Below are 625 nucleotides of genomic sequence, written 5' to 3' on the forward strand. Positions count from 1 at the left end.
CCGCGCCTCGTCCGGGGCGAACTCCTCCGGTGTTTGCAGGCGGACCACGCTGTCGCCGGACCACGCCTCACGCAGCCCGACCTCCAGCAGCACCCGCAAGAACCACGCCCGGTCATGACAGGACTGCCGGTAGGCCGCCTTGAGCACCTCCACGGTGTCGAACCCCGACACCCGCTCCACATCGATACCCGCCAGCACCCCCGCGAGCTCGGCCCCCGGCGGGACCACCGCCAGCCCATCAGGAATCGCCACCGGCACCCCACCACCGCCCCCGGCCTGGGAGGACACACCGCCCACCGCACGCACCGGACGTGTCGGGCCGACTGGGCCCGTCGGGCGTGCTGAAGGTGCCGGGTCCGCCGGGCGCGACGGGCAGGCTGAAGGTGCCGGATCCACCGGACGTGTCGGGTCTGCCGGGCGTGCTGCACGTGTCGAGGGCACCGGCGGTGCCGGGCACTGCCCGGCGGCAGCGGACGGCGAGTGCGGCGCGGACACGGCGGTGAACCCCCAGGAGCACAGACGAAGGCAAACAACGGTTTCCCGACCGCCCGGACCGGGACTTCCTTCAACAGACTCGGCTCAACACACGGCGTATGGCCAACGGCCCGCCAGCTAGGCTCACCTG

1 protein-coding gene is annotated in these 625 nt (G+C 72.6%); it reads right to left on the bottom strand.

Going from position 1 to position 625, the window contains the following annotated elements; translation table 11 throughout:
• Window positions 1-252 (bottom strand): hypothetical protein (locus FLV34_RS39605; protein WP_147945626.1); only part of this gene is annotated, 252 nt, incomplete at its 3' end.
• Window positions 253-625: the final 373 nt, after the last annotated feature.

This window comes from Microbispora sp. CSR-4 (assembly GCF_008033685.1).
GTDB lineage: Bacteria > Actinomycetota > Actinomycetes > Streptosporangiales > Streptosporangiaceae > Microbispora.